The 19,249-nt window shown below is 62.9% G+C and carries 12 protein-coding genes and 2 riboswitches; of the genes, 7 read left to right on the top strand and 5 right to left on the bottom strand.

Annotated elements, in window-relative coordinates; all coding sequences use genetic code 11:
* Positions 1 to 49: 49 nt before the first annotated feature.
* The 3 genes from gcvP to gcvT form a co-directional block, all read right to left on the bottom strand.
* The gene (gene gcvP / locus ACN9MZ_RS17780) at positions 50 to 2,929 is read right to left on the bottom strand and encodes an aminomethyl-transferring glycine dehydrogenase (protein ID WP_426338295.1); all 2,880 of its coding nucleotides are present in this window, start codon (positions 2,927 to 2,929) and stop codon (positions 50 to 52) included.
* A 65-nt stretch (positions 2,930 to 2,994) separates the two neighbouring features.
* Positions 2,995 to 3,375 carry a glycine cleavage system protein GcvH gene (gene gcvH, locus ACN9MZ_RS17775; protein ID WP_426338294.1) on the bottom strand — a complete coding sequence of 127 codons (381 nt, stop codon included), beginning with the start codon at positions 3,373 to 3,375 and terminating at the stop codon, positions 2,995 to 2,997.
* A 45-nt stretch (positions 3,376 to 3,420) separates the two neighbouring features.
* A complete protein-coding gene (gene gcvT, locus ACN9MZ_RS17770; protein ID WP_426338293.1) occupies positions 3,421 to 4,539 on the bottom strand; it encodes a glycine cleavage system aminomethyltransferase GcvT in 1,119 nt (372 codons plus the stop codon).
* Between the two features lie 49 nt (positions 4,540 to 4,588).
* Positions 4,589 to 4,693, bottom strand: a riboswitch (glycine riboswitch).
* A 5-nt stretch (positions 4,694 to 4,698) separates the two neighbouring features.
* Positions 4,699 to 4,784: riboswitch (glycine riboswitch) on the bottom strand.
* Between the two features lie 474 nt (positions 4,785 to 5,258).
* Between gcvT and ACN9MZ_RS17765 the strand changes: the two genes are divergently transcribed.
* The gene (locus ACN9MZ_RS17765; protein ID WP_426338292.1) at positions 5,259 to 5,819 is read left to right on the top strand and encodes an ATP-dependent Clp protease proteolytic subunit; all 561 of its coding nucleotides are present in this window, start codon (positions 5,259 to 5,261) and stop codon (positions 5,817 to 5,819) included.
* Positions 5,820 to 5,886: 67 nt separating this feature from the next.
* Here the strand turns inward: ACN9MZ_RS17765 and ACN9MZ_RS17760 are convergent, their stop codons facing one another.
* Positions 5,887 to 6,054: a hypothetical protein gene (locus ACN9MZ_RS17760; protein ID WP_426338291.1), complete on the bottom strand. Its 168-nt coding sequence runs from the start codon at positions 6,052 to 6,054 to the stop codon at positions 5,887 to 5,889.
* A 226-nt stretch (positions 6,055 to 6,280) separates the two neighbouring features.
* Here ACN9MZ_RS17760 and ACN9MZ_RS17755 point away from each other — a divergent pair, with 226 nt between their 5' ends.
* Positions 6,281 to 9,076 carry a DUF1631 family protein gene (locus ACN9MZ_RS17755; RefSeq protein ID WP_426338290.1) on the top strand — a complete coding sequence of 932 codons (2,796 nt, stop codon included), beginning with the start codon at positions 6,281 to 6,283 and terminating at the stop codon, positions 9,074 to 9,076.
* Here the strand turns inward: ACN9MZ_RS17755 and ACN9MZ_RS17750 are convergent.
* Positions 9,073 to 9,543 (bottom strand): low molecular weight protein-tyrosine-phosphatase, encoded by a 471-nt coding sequence (locus tag ACN9MZ_RS17750; RefSeq protein WP_426338289.1) that lies wholly within the window; start codon positions 9,541 to 9,543, stop codon positions 9,073 to 9,075. The two genes, ACN9MZ_RS17755 and ACN9MZ_RS17750, sit on opposite strands and share 4 nt — an antisense overlap.
* A gap of 79 nt (positions 9,544 to 9,622) precedes the next feature.
* Between ACN9MZ_RS17750 and smc the strand changes: the two genes are divergently transcribed.
* The 5 genes from smc to ACN9MZ_RS17725 all read left to right on the top strand — a co-directional run bounded on the left by smc (position 9,623) and on the right by ACN9MZ_RS17725 (position 19,247).
* Positions 9,623 to 13,153 carry a chromosome segregation protein SMC gene (smc, locus tag ACN9MZ_RS17745; RefSeq protein WP_426338288.1) on the top strand — a complete coding sequence of 1,177 codons (3,531 nt, stop codon included), beginning with the start codon at positions 9,623 to 9,625 and terminating at the stop codon, positions 13,151 to 13,153.
* Between the two features lie 14 nt (positions 13,154 to 13,167).
* The gene (locus ACN9MZ_RS17740) at positions 13,168 to 14,292 is read left to right on the top strand and encodes a cell division protein ZipA C-terminal FtsZ-binding domain-containing protein (protein ID WP_426338287.1); all 1,125 of its coding nucleotides are present in this window, start codon (positions 13,168 to 13,170) and stop codon (positions 14,290 to 14,292) included.
* Positions 14,293 to 14,300: 8 nt separating this feature from the next.
* Positions 14,301 to 16,646: an NAD-dependent DNA ligase LigA gene (ligA, locus tag ACN9MZ_RS17735; RefSeq protein WP_426338286.1), complete on the top strand. Its 2,346-nt coding sequence runs from the start codon at positions 14,301 to 14,303 to the stop codon at positions 16,644 to 16,646.
* 2 nt (positions 16,647 to 16,648) lie between these two features.
* A complete protein-coding gene (gene def / locus ACN9MZ_RS17730) occupies positions 16,649 to 17,185 on the top strand; it encodes a peptide deformylase (protein ID WP_426338285.1) in 537 nt (178 codons plus the stop codon).
* Positions 17,186 to 17,261: 76 nt separating this feature from the next.
* Positions 17,262 to 19,247 (top strand): OPT family oligopeptide transporter, encoded by a 1,986-nt coding sequence (locus ACN9MZ_RS17725; RefSeq protein ID WP_426338284.1) that lies wholly within the window; start codon positions 17,262 to 17,264, stop codon positions 19,245 to 19,247.
* The last annotated feature ends 2 nt before the right edge of the window (positions 19,248 to 19,249 follow it).

Genomic DNA, 19,249 nt, shown 5'->3' with positions numbered 1-19,249 from the left:
CGCCGGCACCTCACGGTACCGGCGTTTTGCGTTTGAGGCAAGCGTTCGCTTATGCGTAATCGCTGACTGGAATGCAGGCGCAGAACAGGTTGCGGTCGCCGTACACGTTGTCGGCGCGGCCAACCGGCGGCCAGTACTTTTGCTTGCGCAGCGACGGCACAGGGTAGGCTGCCACTTCGCGGCTGTACTTGCGGTCCCACTTGTCGGCCAGCAGCACTTCAGCGGTGTGCGGGGCAAACTTCAGCGGATTGTCCAGTTTGTCGAATTCGCCCGATTCCACTTTGGCGATTTCGGCGCGGATGGCGATCATGGCGTCGATGAAGCGGTCCAGTTCAGCCTTGGACTCGGATTCGGTCGGCTCGATCATCAGCGTGCCCGGCACAGGGAAGCTCATGGTCGGTGCATGGAAGCCGAAGTCCATCAGGCGCTTGGCCACGTCTTCGTTGCTGATGCCGGTTGCGTCGGTCAGTGGACGCAGGTCCAGGATGCACTCGTGCGCCACCAGGCCATCATGGCCCGAGTACAGCACGGGGAAGTGCGGCGCCAGGCGGCGTGCGACGTAGTTGGCGTTCAGGATCGCGGTTTCGGTGGCCGCGGTCAGGCCCTCGCCGCCCATCATGGCGATGTACATCCAGGAGATAGGCAGGATCGATGCGGAGCCGAATGGTGCGGCCGAGATCGAACCGATGCCGTCTTCGCTGCGCACGTAGCCGTTGGAGCGCTGGTTTGGCAGGAACTTGGCCAGGTGTGCGCCAACGCCGATCGGGCCGACGCCCGGGCCGCCACCGCCGTGCGGGATGCAGAAGGTCTTGTGCAGGTTCAGGTGCGAAACGTCGCCGCCGAAAGCGCCTGGGCCGGCCACACCAACCAGTGCGTTCATGTTAGCGCCGTCCACGTAAACCTGGCCGCCGTGCGAGTGGATGATTTCGCACAGTTCGGTGATGCCGTCTTCGAACACGCCGTGGGTGGATGGGTAGGTCACCATCACGCAGGCCAGGTTCTTGGAGTGCTGCTCGGCCTTGGCTTTCAGGTCCACCAGGTCAACGTTGCCCTTGTCGTCGCAGGCGGTCACCACAACCTGCATGCCCACCATGGCGGCGGAAGCAGGGTTAGTGCCGTGTGCCGAGGATGGAATCAGGCAGATGTTGCGGTGGCCTTCGCCACGCGATTCGTGGTACTTCTTGATCACCAGCAGGCCGGCGTATTCGCCTTGCGAACCGGCATTAGGCTGCAGCGAAACGGCGGCGTAGCCGGTCACGGCGCACAGCATTTCTTCCAGCTGGGCGATCATTTCGCGGTAGCCGACGGTCTGGTCGTTCGGTGCGAACGGGTGGATCGACGAGAACTCTGGCCAGGTCACCGGGATCATTTCACTGGTGGCGTTCAGCTTCATGGTGCAGGAACCCAGCGGGATCATGGTGCGGTCCAGCGCCAGGTCCTTGTCAGCCAGGGAGCGCAGGTAGCGCAGCATTTCGGTTTCGCTGTGGTAGCGGTTGAAGGTTGGGTGCTCCAGGTAAGCGGACGTACGCACCAGCGCTTCAGGGAAGCTGGTGCCGACCGAGGCTTCAACGGTATCGAAGTCCGGTGCAGCCTTGCCTCCGCTGAACACGTTCCACAGTGCTGCCAGGGTGTCGCGGTCGCAGGTTTCGTCCAGCGATACGCCAACGTGCTTGGCGTCGATCTTGCGCAGGTTGATGCCGGCGGCAACAGCAGCTGCGTGCAGCTCGTTGGCCTTGTCGGTGGCGACGGTCAGAGTGTCGAAGAAGGACTCGTTGACCGAGTAGCCCAGGGACTTCAGGTTGGCGGCCAGGATGCCGGCGTAGCGGTGGGTGCGCTCGGCGATCTGCTTCAGGCCTTTCGGGCCGTGGTAGACGGCGTACATGGAGGCCATCACTGCCAGCAGCACCTGTGCGGTACAGATGTTGGAGGTCGCCTTTTCGCGGCGGATGTGCTGTTCGCGGGTCTGCAGGGCCAGGCGGTAAGCCTTGTTGCCGTTCTGGTCCACGGTCACGCCAACCAGGCGGCCTGGCATGGAGCGCTTGTATTCGTCGCGGGTGGCCATGTAGCCGGCGTGCGGACCGCCGAAGCCCAGCGGCACGCCGAAGCGCTGCGAGTTGCCGACCACAACGTCGGCGCCCCATTCGCCCGGAGGGGTCAGCATGGTCAGGGCCAGCAGGTCGGCAGCCACGATCACCATGGCGCCGCTGGACTTCACGGTTTCAACGGCGGCGCGGTAGTCGCGCACTACGCCGTTCACGCCTGGGTATTGCAGCAGCACGCCGAAGGCGTCGGTCACGCCGGCCAGTTCGGACGGGTCGAAGGTCTTGACGGTGATGCCCAACGGCTCGGCGCGGGTCTGCACCACTTCCAGGGTCTGCGGCAGCACGTCGTTGGCGACGTAGAAGGTGTTCGACTTGGACTTGCCGACGCGCTGGATCAGGGTCATGGCTTCGGCAGCAGCGGTGCCTTCGTCCAGCATGGACGAGTTGGCGATGGCCATGCCGGTCAAGTCGATCAATACCTGCTGGAAGTTCAGGATCGCTTCCAGGCGGCCCTGGGAGATCTCCGGCTGGTACGGGGTGTAGGCGGTGTACCAGGCCGGGTTTTCAAAGATGTTGCGCAGGATCACGCCCGGGGTGTGGGCGTTGTAGTAACCCTGGCCGATCAGGGATTTCAGCACCTTGTTCTTGGAAGCGATGCCTTTCAGCTTGGCCAGTGCTTCATTCTCCGGCAGGGGCTGGAAGAACTGGCCCAGCGGCAGGTCGGTCTTGTTGCGGATGCCCGGCGGGACGATGGCATCGATCAGGGCGGCGCGGGTCGCGTAGCCGAGCACGTCCAGCATTTGCTGCTGTTCTGCGGCTTCCGGGCCGATGTGGCGGGCGATGAAGGCATCGCGGGCTTCAAGTTGGGTCAGGCTGGTGCGGGTCATGGTGGGAAATCTCTTGGCCAGAATGTGAAAAAGGCCCGCACGCAGCGGGCCCGGTAATGCGGTAATTAGTGCGCGACGTTGCCGTAAGCGGTGGCGTCCAGCAGGCCGTTGACGGCGTTGGCGTCGCTTGGCTTGATCTTGAACAGCCAGTTCGCGTAAGCGTCGGCGTTGATCGATTCAGGCGCGCCGACCACGGCGTCGTTCACGGCAACCACTTCGCCCGAAACCGGCGCGTAGATGTCGGAAGCGGCTTTCACCGATTCCACCACAGCGGCGTCGTCGCCGGCGGTGAAGGAGGCGCCTACTTTTGGCAGCTCGACGAACACGATGTCGCCCAGGGCGTCTTGCGCGAACTCGGTGATGCCGACGGTCACGGTGCCGTCCGCTTCAGCGCGTACCCACTCGTGGGACTCGGTGTACTTCAGGTCTGCTGGAATGTTGCTCATGTTGGCTCCAAGGCTAAGGTTATTGTTTGGTTTTGCGGGTCTGGCTTAAGCAACCAGGATTTTACCGTTACGGACGAAAGGCAGCTTCACCACGGTGGCGGCCAGCTTCTTGTCGCGGATTTCCACGTGCACGGTGTCGCCCACGTTCACACCCATCGGCACGCGCGCCAGCGCGATGGCCTGCTGCATGGTAGGGGAGAAGGTACCGGAGGTGATTTCGCCAGTTTCGCCGTTGGCGGCGATAACTTTCTGGTGGGCGCGCAGCACGCCGCCTTTTTCACGCAGGATCAGGCCGACGAACTGGGCGTTCTGGCCTTTTGCTTGCAGGGCTGCCTTGCCGATGAAGTCGCGCTCGGAGACCAGGTCGATGGTCCATGCCAGGCCGGCGTCCAGCGGGTTCACAGTTTCGTCCATGTCCTGGCCGTACAAATTCATGCCGGCTTCCAGGCGCAGGGTGTCGCGCGCGCCCAAACCGGCTGGCTTCACGCCAGCTGCGTTCAGGGCATTCCACAGGTTTTCAGCCTGCTCGGCTGCGACGCCGATTTCGAAGCCGTCTTCACCGGTGTAGCCGGTGCGGGCAACCATGGCTTCGCCGAAGGCGGTGCCTGGCACCAGTGCCACGTTGAATGGCTTCATGTCGGCGGTCGCTTCTTTCGCCTGGGGGATCACTTCCCACACCTTGGCGCGGGCGTTAGGACCTTGCACGGCGATCAGGGCCATGGCGTTGGCGCCGTCGCGGCGCTGGGTGATGGTCAGGCCGGCGTTGGTGGCTTCGTTCTGTTTGTTCATCCACGCGATGTCTTTTTCCGCTGTGCCGGCGTTGACCACCAGGCGGAACCACTCTTCGTTGATGAAGTAGATGATCAGGTCGTCGATGACGGTGCCTTCCGGGGTCAGCATGCAGGAGTACAGGGCCTTGCCCGATACCTGCAGCTTGTCGACGTTGTTGGCGACCAGGCCGCGCAGGAAGGAACGTACGTTGGCACCCTTGATGTCAACCACGCACATGTGGGCCACGTCGAACATGCCGACGTCGGTGCGCACGGCATGGTGCTCTTCAATCTGGGAGCCGTAGTTGACCGGCATGTCCCAGCCGCCGAAGTCGACCATACGGGCGCCGAGGGCACGATGAGCGTTGTTGAGTGGGGTTGCTTTGAGCGTCATTGATACCTCGGGGCAGAGAATAGGGGTTAATAAACGTAAACATGAATACGCCTACCCCTCTGTCCTTGGTACCTGAGAGATAACGGGAAGGTAATCCCGCACGCCCCTTCGGTGGGCCCTGCGCCATGGCGGGCCGCTCTCCAGAGTTTTAGCCCATGGGGCCCTTGTTCGGTCCTTTTGCCTGAGAGTTTCTGGGTAATGCCCCTTCGGCGCCAGCGGCTGCTGGTCTCTCCCGATCAAGACTTGCGACTATATGACAGGAGGGCAATAAAGTCAATCTTGCGCCCTCGAGGAACATCCCTCTCGGCGGTCGGTCAAATGGTCATGACAACCTATCTCGCAGGATGGTCGGAAGGGCGCATCCACGAATTTGTCCATGTATTAGACTGGTTAATGAATTTGCCCGAGCCGCAGAAAACGTTCTATGAGGCGGCATTGGGGGAGCTGGAGCGGAGGTTGAATATGCCATACGTAAATTCAATGGTGAGGGACGCTGTCAAATGCGGTGAAGAGTAAGGGCGGAAGCGGGTTGGAACCAGGGTTGGAACAAGGGCAACTGATGGGGCGGCGGCAGATGTTGCTTGAGTTGCCGCACTGTTCGGCGAAGCTGCTCGTGGCGCGATGCCTGGAGGATGTGCTGGACAACGACTGAGTAGGGCACGCGTGAATGACGGTCTGCGCTAGAATGACCGGACATCCATTTACAGAGTGGAGCGACCATGAGCGAAGAAAAGCAAAAACGAGACACCGAGGCCTGGTTCACCCTGTCCGGCGACGTGAACAGCGATATGGTGCACCGCATGTTCGATGCGGTGGCGGACATGACTGAGGATGGGATCGAAACCGCCCATATCCTGATCCAGTCCAATGGCGGCTACGTGAGCGACGGCCTGTGCCTGCACAATTACCTGCGCAACTTGCCGATCAAGATCGTCACGTATAACGGTGGTGCTGTGGCTTCCATTGCCGTCATCCTGTTCCTGTCCGGCGACGAACGATTTGCCAGCGAAACCGCGCGTTTCATGGTGCACAAGTCGCATGCGAGTGCGCCGCACGGAGCGCGGCCAGATGCGCTGCGCATCATCGTGGAAGGCTTGCAGGCCGACGACGCCCGCACTGAATCGATCTTGCGCAAACATGTCCGCCTGACCGACGAGCATTGGAATATCCATGCCTATTCAGACCTGCACCTGACTGCCCAGGAGGCTGCCAAGGTCGGTCTCGTCAACCAAGTGGCCGACTTCAAGCCGCCCAAGGGCAAGCGCGTAACGAACATCTGAAGCGCAATATCAGAAACGACAGGGCCTGGAAGCGAACTCCCAGGCCCCTCTATGCCGCGCCCGTCATCTAGCGATTGCCGCTACGGCTGGCAGGTGTCTTCTTGTCCGTCTTGCTCTGACGGCCGGTATCGGACTGCTGGCTGGCCGGCTGGGCTCCCGCACGCGAACCCTGGTCGGCGCTTTGGCGTGTGCCCGAGCTCGAACTCTGCTTGCTGGATTTTTGCCTGGATTTCATGATAGTTCCTTTCTGAAGGATCGGAACTTCATCATGCTTTCTGCAATAGTAAAGGTGAATCGGAATACAACTGACCGGCGTGTAGGACATGGGCTTGCACCAATATGGTGCAAGCCCAACCGTTTGGCCACAGCGCCGAAAATATTTGCAGATTCTTTTGATTTGCCTATTGCCATGTGGAAAGAATCTGCGACAATGTGAATAACCACCAAAGTCAGGCCAGATCATGCTTCCAGAAAACCACACATCTTCGGCGCCCCAAAAAGCGGTCACGCCGCGGCATGCCTTGCTGGAAAACCTGATTAGCCTGGTCAACAAGCACATCAGTGATCAGTTCAATGAGTTGTCCACCCAATGGGCGGGCAGCCTGGTGGACGCGGGTGAGGCAGTCGACGTCAAGACACTGCAGGCGCGCTTGCGCGCCGGCAACCGGCTACGCACCGATCACTACGCCTTCCTTGGCATCTTCGCCAGGCAACTGGAAAACGACCTGCGCCTGGAAATCGCTCAACTTGCGCCAGGGCAGAAGGCGCCGGTGCGTAAGGTGGCTGAGTCCCTGTCTCTGGTGTCCATGGAGGAAATGGATACCAAGGTGACCTTGGGCAGCTTCAGCAAGTCGTTTGAAGCCAAGTATTCCGATGGCCTGGCCACCCTGAATGTGCGCCTGGCCTTCCTGTTGGATCGCGATATCCTGCGCATCAACCAGAATCCCTTCCGGCCCGAAGTCTTCCTCGGCGCCTTCCAGCAGGCGTGGATCGATTTCATCAAGGATGAGGAAGCGAATGAGCTGATGAAGCCATTCCTGCGTCCGGAAGAGTTCTTCGATTTTGGCGCCATGCTGCAGGAGCTGAGTTCAGCGCTCGAGCGCAAGGGCGTGGGACCGGGCTCCGTCGAAAAACACAAGTCACGCCGCGCTGACTCGCACGATGCATCGCAAGCGTCGTCCCGCAAGAAAAACCAACAGGCCGCGCTGGCGGAGCAATTGCGTCAATTCTTCTCCGGTGCGGGCGATGCGCCGGGAGGCAAGGCAGCACCGACCGGATTTGACCAGCTGGGCGACCTCGACCTGTCCCTGCCGACTCTGAGCGTGACGCCGGGCCTGTATGGTACGCCTGCGCATACAGCGGAGGCGCTGGCAGCTGCTGCGCCGGCAAGTGCCGGGGCAGCAGCGTCAATGGCAGTGCCGGCGCAGGCAATGCCTGCGCCAGGCTATGTGGCCGGCGCGGCACCTGGCATGGCAATGCCCGGTGGCGTTGGCATGGCGCCGGGAGTTGCGGCTGGTGCCGCGCCAATGATGGCCGGCGTCCCTGGCGTGCCAGCCGTGGGCGGCATGATGATTCCGGCTGGCGGTGTGGTACCCGGTGGTGGCCTGCCGGGCATGCCGCTGGCGAGCGGCGCTGCGGGCGCGGGCGCGGCTGTCCCCGTCGGAATGTTGGGCGGCGTCGCCGTGCCGGGCGTGCCGGGCGGCGTGGCAGTGCCTGCGGGAGGCTGGGTTCAGGGACCGGCCCAGGGCTTCCACGGCGGGGCGAATAACGAAGCGGCCCAGCGCGCATCGCTGATGAGCGCCAAAGAGCCGCTGATGAATTTCCTGGCGCAGTTGCAGCGCGGCGTGCCGCAGGGCGCCGTGTTTGCCAGCGCCGATAGCAGTGCGATGCCGGCGCCGGGCATGCCGGCGGGCCTGGCTCCAGGATTCGCTATGGGACCCGTGCAGGCTGGCGGTGGCGCGATGCCGGCTCCCGGCTTTGTTACTGGTGGCGGCTCGATGAGCAATGTGTTCTTGCTGCCGCAGATTAAAGAGCAGGCGCCTGCCGGCACTCTGACCCGCGCCGACGAAGGCACTATCGACCTGCTGTCGGCAGTGTTCGAGACCGTGTTCCGTGACGAAAGCATTTCGCCCGAGATCCGCAACCTGATCCGCTTCCTGCAGATCCCAGTGCTGAAAGCCGCTCTGGTCGACAAGAATTTCTTCTTCCAGGAAGCGCATCCTGCACGCCGCATGATCGACCTGCTGTCGCGCATGGGCTGGGAGAATCGCAAGGACCCGGACGACCCTCTCTACAAGGCCATGCAGCGCAGCGTGGAAAAGGTCAGCGAGGATCACGAGGAGGAAATGACCGTCTTCACCGAGGCGGTCAATGAACTGGAAGCCTCCATCAAGGCGGAGGAGGCGGCAGCTGCAGCTGCCATGGCGGAGCCGATCGCCAAGGCACTGAAGCAGGAAAAGATGTCGGTGGCCGCCAAGTCGGCCAAGGACGCTGTGGCCCTGCGTATCGGCACTGGCGAAGTGGTGGCGATTGTCGAGGCCTTCCTGGAGAACAAGTGGGTGTCCGTGCTGACCATTGCCTATAGCGTCGAAGGCGAAAAGCCGGGCGCGGTCAACAACGCTACCCAGACCATGGATGACCTGATCTGGAGCGTGCGTCCGAAGATCACCCAGGACGAGCGCAAGACGCTGATTTCCAAGCTGCCTACCTTGCTGTCCACCCTGAACAAATGGCTGGACGTGATCAAGTGGCAGGATGCGGATCGCCTGCAGTTCTTCGCCGAACTGGCTGAGTGCCATGCCTCGATCGTGCGTGCGCCGATTGAAATGTCGCCCGAGCGCCAGGTTGAACTTGCAATGGAAGTGGCGAAGAAGGATGCCGAGCGCCGCATGCAGCTTCAGGCAGTAGCCGAAGTAAAAGCAGAAGAGGCGCCACCCCTGGACGACGATGCAGCGATCGAGGTGGATAGCCTTGCGCGCGGCATGTGGCTTGAATTCGACCAGGAAGATGGCAGCCAGCGCAAGGTCAAGCTGGCCTGGATCAGCCCACTCAAGACGCTTTACATCTTCTCGACCACGGGCCGCCAGGAGGCGTTCTCGATCACGGGCGAAGCAATGGCGGAGCAGTTCCGCAAGGGTACTGTGCGTCTGATCCGCACCGAAGGTGTGGTGGCTGCAGCGCTGTCGGTGGCAATGGGTGGTGTCGCTGCCGTCAACGACGATCACCACGATTTGCCGGCTAACGGCACTTCTGCCTAAGTTTTGCGCAGGGCGGCCAGCAGGCCGTCCGATGCGTCCTCGATGTAATCCAGCACCATATCGAAGCCATTCGCGCCGCCGTAATACGGATCGGGCACCACATCCGAGCCGGAGCGCGAGGCGAACTCCATGAACAGCCTGACCTTGTGGCGATATTGTGCAGGGCAGGCGCGCTGCAGCATCTCCAGGTTGTCGTGGTCCATGGCAAGCACGTAATCGAAGCGCTCGAAATCCTCCGCGGCCACCTTGCGGGCGCGTTGTGCGCTCAGGTCATAGCCGCGGGCGGCCGCATGCCGGGTTGAGCGCGGGTCGGGCGGGTTGTCAATATGGTATGCGTGGGTGCCTGCCGAATCGATGTGCAAATCGAGTCCGGCAGCCCGGGCGCGGGTCCGGAATACACCCTCTGCGGTCGGGGAGCGACAAATGTTACCCATGCATACAAACAGGATGGCGGTTCTGGTCTTCATTTTGTTCTTGCTATACAGGGAAAATGGTATGATTAGCCACTTTTTTAACACGTCCCAGCGGGCGAAGTACAGATAAAACGTGCGTCTATCTTCCATTAAATTGTCGGGATTTAAGTCGTTCGTCGATCCCACCAATTTCCAGGTACCCGGGCAGCTGGTCGGCGTGGTTGGTCCTAACGGTTGCGGCAAGTCCAATATTATCGACGCGGTGCGCTGGGTCTTGGGTGAGTCGAAGGCTTCCGAGCTGCGCGGCGAATCGATGCAGGACGTGATTTTCAACGGTTCCACCCATCGCAAGCCGGCCGGCCGCGCTTCCGTGGAGCTGGTGTTCGACAACAACGAGGGCAAGGCATCCGGCCAATGGGGGCAGTACGCCGAAATCGCGGTCAAGCGCACGCTGACGCGCGATGGCACGTCCACCTATTACATCAACGGCCAGCCGGTGCGCCGGCGCGACATCACGGACATCTTCCTCGGCACCGGCCTGGGGCCGCGCGCCTACGCGATCATCGGCCAGGGCATGATCTCGCGCATCATCGAGTCGCGCCCGGAAGAACTGCGCGTGTTCCTGGAAGAGGCGGCAGGCGTCTCGAAGTACAAGGAACGCCGCCGCGAAACAGAAAACCGCCTGCACGATACGCGGGAAAACCTGCTGCGCGTGGAAGATATCCTGCGCGAGCTGAATAACAACCTGGAAAAGCTGGAAGGCCAGGCTGCGGTGGCGACCAAATTCCACCAGCTGCAATCCGACCAGGAGGAAAAACAGAAGCTGCTTTGGCTGCTGCGCAAGAACGAGGCGCAGGCCGAGCAGGCGAAGTATTTCCGCGAAATGGAACAGGCGCAAAACGACCTGGAAGAACAGACCGCGAAGCTGCGCAACGTGGAGTTGACGCTGGAGCAGATGCGCCAGGCCCACTTCGCTGTCGGCGACCGTTTGCACCAGGCGCAGGGCCACCTGTACCAGACCAATGCCGAAATCGGCAGCCTGGAGGCGCAGATCAAGTTCGTGATCGAGTCGCGCACCCGCCTGCAGCAGCAGTTGGCCACGCTGACCGCGCAGCGCGACCAGTGGTCGCAGCAGGCGGAGGAATACGGCGGCCAGGTCGCCGAAGCGGAAATCAACCTGGAGGAATTGTCGGCGCGCGTGGAAGAGGCGCGCATGCTGGCCGAGCAGAAGGGCGAGTTGCTGCCGGTGCTGGAGCAGGAATGGCGCGAGGCGCAGACCCGCAGCACGGAATCGCGCGCGCGCATCATGCAGGCGCAGCAGCAACTGGAGCTGGAATCTGCGCACCAGCGCAATGCTTCCAACATCCTGGCCGGCCTGGCGACGCGCAAGGAGCGTCTGCAGCAGGAGAAGGGCGGGCTGGCGATGCCGGATTCATCGCACCTGTCGAACCTGAAGATGCAGCTCGAAGAAAAGCAGCAGTCGCTGGAAGAGCAGAACATGATGCTCGAGGAAGCGCTGGAGCAGCAGCCCAGGCTCGAGGAAGAGCGCCAGGCTGCGCAGGCCGCCGTGCAATCGGAGTCCGCCGCGACCCACCAACTGGAAGCGCGCCTCAATGCGCTGCGCCAGTTGCAGGAGCGCGTCCAGACCGAGGGCAAGATCACGCCTTGGCTGCAAAAGCACGAATTGAACGAGCTGCCGCGCCTGTGGCAAAAGCTCGACATCGAGCAAGGCTGGGAAACTGCCCTGGAGGCTGTGCTGCGCGAACGTACGTCGGCGCTACAGGTATCCAATATCGAATGGGCCAAGCACTTCTTCAACGATGCGCCGCCGGCCAAGCTGGCGCTGTTCGCGCCTGCGATTGCCGCCGCTGCGCCCGCGGCATCCGGCGATGCGACCCTGCGCCCGTTCCTCGACCTGTTGAAGCTGAATGACCCCGGCTTGCGCGGCGTGCTGCAGGACTGGCTGCACAATGTGTTCCTGGCTGACGACAACGCCAGCGCTTTTGCCGCGCGCGGCACGCTGCCGGCGGGCGGCTGCTTCGTCACGAAGCAGGGCCACATCATCACGCAATCGTCGGTGCGCTTCTATGCGGCGGACGACGAACAGGCCGGCATGCTGGGCCGCCAGCACGAAATCGACAACATCACCAAGCAGTTGCGCGCGCAATCGATGCTGGCTGAAGAAGCCCGCAGCCGCGCCGTGCGTGCCGATGCAGCGCTTGGCAACCATGGCCGTCTGCTCACCGAGCTGCGCGCCAAGGTGCAAAGCCTGACCGCCAGCGTGCATACGCTGCAGCTGGAAGTGGTCAAGCTGTCCGAAATCGAAGCCCGCTTCAACCAGCGCAGCAACCAGATCGAAACCGACCTCGCCGAAATCGCCGCGCAAGAAGAAGAGCAGATGCAGGTAAAGCTGGAATCGGAAGAAAAGTTCGAGCAGCTCGATATGGAGCTGGGCAACCTGCAAGGCGAGCATGAAGACGGCCAGACTGCCTTCATGCAGAAAGAGCAGCGCCTGGCCGACGCCCGCGAAGCCCTGCGCGAACTGGAACGCAAGGCGCAGGAAGCTGAATTTGCCGAGAAATCGGGGCGCAACCGCATCGACGAGCTGCGTCGAAATATTGCGACCGCTAATTCGCAAGTCGCGCAGGTGACGCAAAGCCTGCAGGCCGGCAAGCTGGAGCTGGAAGGGCTGGAGGCCGGCACCGCCAACGAAGGCCTGCAGGACCTGCTGGACCGGCGCACGCAGCAGGAGCGCGCGCTGGCCGATGCCCGCCATGAGCTGGACCAGATCACGCAGCAACTGCGCCAGTTCGAAGACTCGCGCATGCAGTCCGAGCGCAGCCTGCAGCCGCAGCGCGACAAGATCACCGAAATGCAGCTGAAGGAGCAGGCCGCGCGCCTGAACCAGGAACAGTTCGCGCAGCAACTTGCCGAAGTGCAGGCCGACGAAGCCGCGCTGGCCGAAAAACTGCACCCGGACATGAAGGCCTCCTACCTGCAGGGCGAGGTAACGCGCCTGACCAACGCCATTACCGCGCTGGGCGCCGTGAACTTGGCCGCGCTGGACGAACTGGCCACCGCGGCGGAGCGCAAGAATTTCCTGGACGCGCAAAACCGCGACCTGACCGACGCGATTGCGACCCTGGAAGATGCGATCACCAAGATCGACAAGGAAACGCGCGACCTGCTGCAGGACACCTTCGACCGCGTCAACCAGAGCTTCTCCGAGTTGTTCCCGATCCTGTTCGGCGGCGGCCAGGCCAAGCTGATCATGACTGGCGAGGAAATCCTCGACTCCGGCGTGCAGGTTATGGCGCAACCGCCAGGCAAGAAGAACGCCACCATCCACCTGCTGTCCGGCGGCGAAAAAGCGCTGACCGCAACGGCCCTGGTGTTCTCGATGTTCCGTTTGAATCCCGCGCCATTCTGCCTGCTGGACGAGGTAGACGCGCCGTTGGACGATGCCAATACCGAGCGCTTCTGCCGCATGGTCAAGCGCATGTCCGAACAGACCCAATTCCTCTTCATCTCGCACAACAAGATTGCGATGGAGATGGCCAATCAACTGATCGGTGTGACGATGCAGGAACAAGGTGTGTCGCGCATCGTAGCGGTGGACATGGAATCCGCCGCATCATTTGCTACAGAGGCTCAAGCCGCATGATTACAGATTTCCAAATGAGTTTGATTGCCGCCGGCGGCGTGTTCGTCGTTGGCGTCATAAGCTACAACAAGTGGCAGGAGTACAAGCTGAAGAAACGTGTCGAGCGCGCCTTCGACGGCCAGCACGACGATGTCCTGATGCGCGGCGACGACAGCGTGCGCGCCGAACCGCGCTTCCACCTCGACGACGTGCCGATGCCGGACGCCGGCTCGGGCGCCTACGGCGTGCCGGAACATGTCGGCGGCCATGTCGGCAACGTCGCCGCGCCCAATATCGCACCGGACGGCAATGAGCCGGTGCTGCCGGTACGCGCCGCCGATGCCGGCGTGCCTGCCGAAGAACTGGCCACCTGCCTGGTCGATCCGCTGATCGATTGCCTGCTGCCTCTGGAACTGGAAGCGCCTGCCCGCGGCGAAAAACTGCTGCCGGCCCTGCAGAAGCTGCGCTTTGTCGGCAACAAGCCTGTCCACTTCATCGGCCTGGCCGTGAGCGGCGACTGGGAGCCGGTGCGCCACGGCGTGGTGTACACCAGATTGCAAGGCGGGGTGCAGCTGGCCAGCCGCAGCACCGCATTGAATGAACTGGAATACTCCGAACTGGTGACGCGCCTGCGCAGCGTGTCCGACGAAATCGGCGCCGAGCCGCAAATCCCGGACATGATCGAAGTCATGCAGGATGCGAAAAACCTGCATCGCTTCGTAGCCAACCACGATGCGCAGCTGGGCGTGAACCTCGCTTCCAACGGCGCTCCATGGAACATAGCGACCCTGCTCGGCGCATTGGAGAAGCTGGGCTTCGACATGCGCCCGGACGGCCGCTATGCCATGCCGGACGGCGAGGGCGGCTACCTGTTCTCGCTGTCGACCAACGTCACGCTGGCCGAGGAAACCACTTCGCGCCTGACCTTGTTGCTGGACGTGCCATGCGTCGCTCCGGCACGCGACGGCTTTGGCTCGATGATCGGCTGTGCCAAGAACCTGATGGCGCGCCTGGATGCGACCATTGTCGATGACGCCAACCAGCCGCTGGCCGACGAAACCCTGGCCAGCATTGCCGGCCAGGTGCGCGAGTTCTACGACGACATGGCTGCATCGGATATTCCTGCTGGTTCCACCCGCGCACTGCGCCTGTTCAGCTAACCGGAAACATGAGCAACACCCGACACGCAACACCCGCCGAGCGCGCAGCCTGGCTGAACGCGGAGCTGAACCGCCACCTGCACGCCTACCACGTGCTCGATGCGCCGACCATTCCCGATGCCGAATACGACAAGCTGTTTGTCGAACTGCAGTCGATTGAAGCAGCGCACCCTGAACTGCAGGCTCCCGACTCGCCAACCCTGCGCGTGGGCGCGCCGCCACTGGCGGAATTCGCCGCCGTCACGCATGCGGTGCCGATGCTGTCGCTGAATAACGGCTTCAACGACGACGATATCGAGAACTTCGACCGCCGCGTGCGAGAAGGACTCGACGCAGTGCAACTGGTCGAATACGCAACCGAGGCCAAGTTCGACGGCCTGGCCATCAACCTGCGCTACGAAGACGGCGTCTTCGTGCAGGCAGCAACGCGCGGCGATGGCTACACCGGCGAGGACGTCACTGCCAACATCCGTACCATCAAGGGCATCCCTCTGCGCCTGAATACCGATGCGCCGCCGCCGGTGCTGGAAGTACGCGGCGAAGTGCTGATGTTCAAGGCCGATTTCGCTGCCCTGAACGCGCGCCAGCGTGAACTGGGCCAGAAAGAGTTCGTCAATCCGCGCAATGCCGCCGCCGGCGCGCTGCGCCAGCTCGACTCGCGCATCACCGCGCAGCGCAAGCTGAGCTTCTATGCCTATGGTATCGGCGAACTGACCGGCGCCGAACTGCCGGCAACGCACAGCGCCCTGCTGGACTGGTACGCCGAACTTGGCCTGCCGGTCTGCGCCGAACGCGAGGTGGTGCGCGGGAAGGACGGCTTGCTGGGCTACTACGAGCGCATCGGGAAGGCGCGCCCCGCGCTGCCCTACGAGATCGACGGCGTGGTGTACAAGACCAACCGCTTCGAAGACCAGCGTGCGCTGGGCTTCGTCTCGCGCGCCCCGCGTTTCGCGCTGGCGCATAAATTCCCGGCTGAAGAAGCGCTGACCACCGTGCAGGCGATCGAAGTACAGGTTGGCCGTACCGGCGCGATTACGCCTGTGGCGCGCCTGGCGCCGGTCTTCGTCGGCGGCGTGACTGTCACCAATGCAACGCTGCATAACGAGGACGAAGTGCGCCGCAAGGACGTACGCGTTGGCGATACAGTCATCGTGCGCCGAGCGGGCGACGTGATCCCGGAAGTGCTGTCCGTGGTGCTGGAGAAGCGCCCTGCGCCGGAACCGCTGATGTGGGCGCTGCCGGCCGAATGCCCGGTATGCGGTTCGCACGTGGTGCGCGAGGCCGACGAAGCGGTCGCGCGCTGCTCCGGCGGCCTGTTCTGCTCCGCCCAGCGCAAGGAGGCGATCCGCCACTTCTGCGGCCGCCGCATGATGGATATCGAAGGCCTGGGCGACCGCTACATCGACAACCTGGTCGAGTGCAACCTGGTGCATGGCGTGGCGGACCTGTTCCGCCTGACCCTGGATGACCTGCTGAAAATGAAGCGCCTGGCCGACGAGCGTGACGGCACCACGCCGGAAACTGTCGCCCAGGGCAAGGTCCCGACCAAGTGGGCGGAAAACCTGCTGGACGCCATCTCCGCCAGCAAGAACCCGCCGCTGGAGCGGCTGCTGTTCGCACTGGGCATCCGCCACGTCGGCGAATCGACCGCCAAGACGCTGGCCGACTGGCTGGGCAAGCTGGAACTGATCCGCAAGGCGCCCGTGGCGCTGCTGCGCGTGCTGCCTGATATCGGCGGTACGGTAGCCGAATCGATTGCCGACTTCTTCGCCGAAGAGCGCAACCAGGAGGCGCTGGATGCGCTGCTGGCCGCTGGCGTGGCGCCGAAAGGCGAGCATGCTCCAAGGGCCGCCCTGCGCGAAAAGCTGGACACGGTTGCGCTGCTGGCTGCCGTCGGCATTCCCAAACTGACCGAGCCGCGCGCACGCCAACTGGTAGAGCAGGGCATGACGCTGGAGGCACTGTCGCACCTGACGGTGTATAACGTGTTTGGCCTGCCGGCGACGGTGGAGCAGGGCCTTGAAGCCTGGCTGCGCGAACAGGCCAACCGCGATTGCCTGATGGCCCTGCACGAGCTGCGCGAAGCGTTGCTGGCACAACTGCCCGAGGTGGCCGAAGCGGAAGGCGCCATGAGCGGCAAGACCTTCGTCCTCACCGGGACGCTGCCGACCATGAGCCGCGACCAGGCGCAAGCCCTGATCGAAGCTGCCGGCGGCAAGGTATCGGGTTCGGTGTCGAAGAAAACCTCGTATGTCGTCGCTGGCGCGGAGGCGGGCAGCAAGCTGGCCAAGGCCGAAGAGCTGGGCGTGACGATTCTTGACGAAGCGGGCTTGCTCGCATTGCTGGGGGGCTGAGCATGGCCGTACGCGAAATCCTGAAAATGGGCGATCCCCGTCTGCTGCGTGTGGCCGAGCCGGTGCGCGAGTTCAATACCAGGGAACTGCATGCGCTGATCGTCGACATGTTCGATACCATGCACGCGGCCAGTGGCGCCGGGCTGGCGGCGCCGCAGATCGGCGTCAACCTGCAACTGGTGATCTACGGCTTCAAGGCCAACACGCGTTATCCCGATGCGCCGCAGGTGCCGGAAACGGTGCTGATCAATCCCGTGCTGACGCCGCTCGGCGAAGAGATGGAAGAGGCCTTCGAAGGCTGCCTGTCGGTGCCGGGCCTGCGTGGCAGCGTGCCCCGCTATACGCGCCTGCACTATGAGGGCTACGACCAGTTCGGCGAACGCATCGTGCGCGATGCCGAGGGATTCCATGCCCGCGTGGTACAGCATGAGGTGGATCATTTGCTGGGAATCCTGTATCCAGCACGGATCCGCGACTTCTCCAAATTCGGCTTTACCTCGGTGTTGTTCCCCGACCTCGATCCCGGCGACGACGACTGATTTGTTTGGCGGCGCCGCGAATCTGGCGTAATATCCCGGCCACTTTGCATCCTTATCAACACAACGGATTACCCAGATGAGCAACCAGTCGCAGAATAACCCGCTCGAATTCAGTGTCCGCGGCATCGCCCTCGGCATTCTCATTACACTGGTCTTTACCGCGGCGCAGGTCTACCTTGGCCTGAAAGTCGGCCTGACCTTCGCCACCTCGATTCCCGCCGCCGTGATTTCCATGGCCCTGCTCAGCGCATTCAAGGATGCGACGATCCAGGAAAACAATATCGTGCAGACCATCGCGTCGGCCGCGGGCACGCTGGCGTCGGTGATTTTCGTGCTGCCTGGCCTGCTGATGATCGGCTGGTGGGCAAAAATTCCTTTCTGGCCAACCTTTGGCGCCTGCGCTATCGGCGGAGTGCTGGGCGTGATGTATACCATGCCGCTGCGTCGCGCACTGGTGTCGCAGTCCGACCTCGCGTATCCGGAAGGCGTGGCCGCGGCGGAAGTGCTGAAAGTCGGCACCCAGTCGCGTGCCGGCGCGCAGGAGGGCAAGGCTGGCCTGTGGGCGGTGATCTGGGGTTCCGTGGCTTCCGCCATTTTCGCTTTCCTTGGCGCTGCCAAGCTGGTTGCCGCTGAAGTAGCGCATTTCGTCAAGTTCGGCAACGGCGCCACCGGCCTGGGAGCATCGAGTTCGCTTGCCCTGGTGGGCGCCGGCCACCTGATGGGTATCGCGGTCGGCATGGCCATGCTGGTTGGCCTGGTGATTGCATGGGGCATCCTGGTCCCGTTGCTGACCATGGCCAATCCGGCGGCTCCCGGCGTATCTGCGGCCGACCACGCCCTGGGCATCTGGAGCAGCCAGGTGCGCATGATGGGCGCCGGCACCATTGGCGCTGCCGCGATCGTGACGTTGGCGACCCTGGCCAAGCCGGTCGTGGGCGGCCTGAAATCCGCGATGGAGTCCGCGCGCCGCGCCAGGGCCGGCGGCGGCGACGTGCCGCGCGAAGACAAGGACCTGCCTATCTTTATGGTCGGCCTGGTGACCCTTCTGTCCATGGTGCCGGCAGGCTGGCTGCTGTCGTCCTTCCTGTCGGGCGGCCCGTTGTCCTCGATCTCGACCCCTCTGATCGTGGTGGGCGTTGGCTACATCCTGATTGCCGGCATGCTGGCTGCCGCGGTGTGCGGCTACATGGCCGGCCTGATCGGCTCTTCCAATTCGCCGGTGTCCGGCCTGGCCATCCTGTCCATCCTCGGCGCCGCCACCTCGGTAGGCTGGGTGGGCCGCGAAATCATGGGCCCGGATACCGCGCAGGCGCTGATCGCTTTCGCACTGTTTGTCACCACTGTAGTGCTGGCGGTGGCCGTGATCGGCAACGACAACCTGCAGGATCTGAAGACCGGCCAGCTGGTCGGCGCAACCCCCTGGAAGCAGCAGGTCGCCCTGATCATTGGCGTGTTTGCCGGTTCCTGCGTGGTGCCGCCGGTTCTGGAGCTGCTGAACCACGCGAACGGCTTTGCCGGCGCACCAAATGCCAACGCCATTTCCGATCAGCCGCTGGCTGCTCCGCAAGCGACCCTGATTTCCACGCTGGCCAAAGGCGTGATCGGCGGCGACCTGAAATGGGACCTGATTGGCTATGGCGCGCTGATCGGCCTGGCACTGGTTGCACTCGACTTCATCCTGAAGAAATCCAGCAACCGCCGATACAGCTGCGCGCCGCTCGGCGTTGGCCTGGCTATTTACTTGCCGTCGGCTGTCACCTCGCCGGTGGTGGTGGGTGCCATCGCCGGTTACTTCTTCGAGAAAGCAATGCGCAACAAGAAGCATGGCGAAGCGGCTTCCCGCCTGGGCGTGCTGGTGATGTCGGGCTTTATTGTTGGCGAGTCGCTGTTCAACGTTGCCCTGGCTGGCCTGATCGTGCTGACCAATAAGGGCGAACCGCTGGCAATTGCCAACAGCATGAGCGAGGCAACCACCATGCTGATCGCGCTGGCCGTGGCTGGCGCCGTGGTCGTAGGGCTGTACCGCTGGTCCGCGAAGGCGGCCAGCGCCATTGAGGCTTGACG

Origin of the sequence: Pseudoduganella sp. S-14, assembly GCF_049913285.1 — a bacterium.
In the GTDB taxonomy this organism is placed as follows: domain Bacteria; phylum Pseudomonadota; class Gammaproteobacteria; order Burkholderiales; family Burkholderiaceae_D; genus Rugamonas.
The sequence above is the reverse complement of the archived record's forward strand: the minus strand, read 5'-3'. Positions and strand labels throughout refer to the sequence as shown.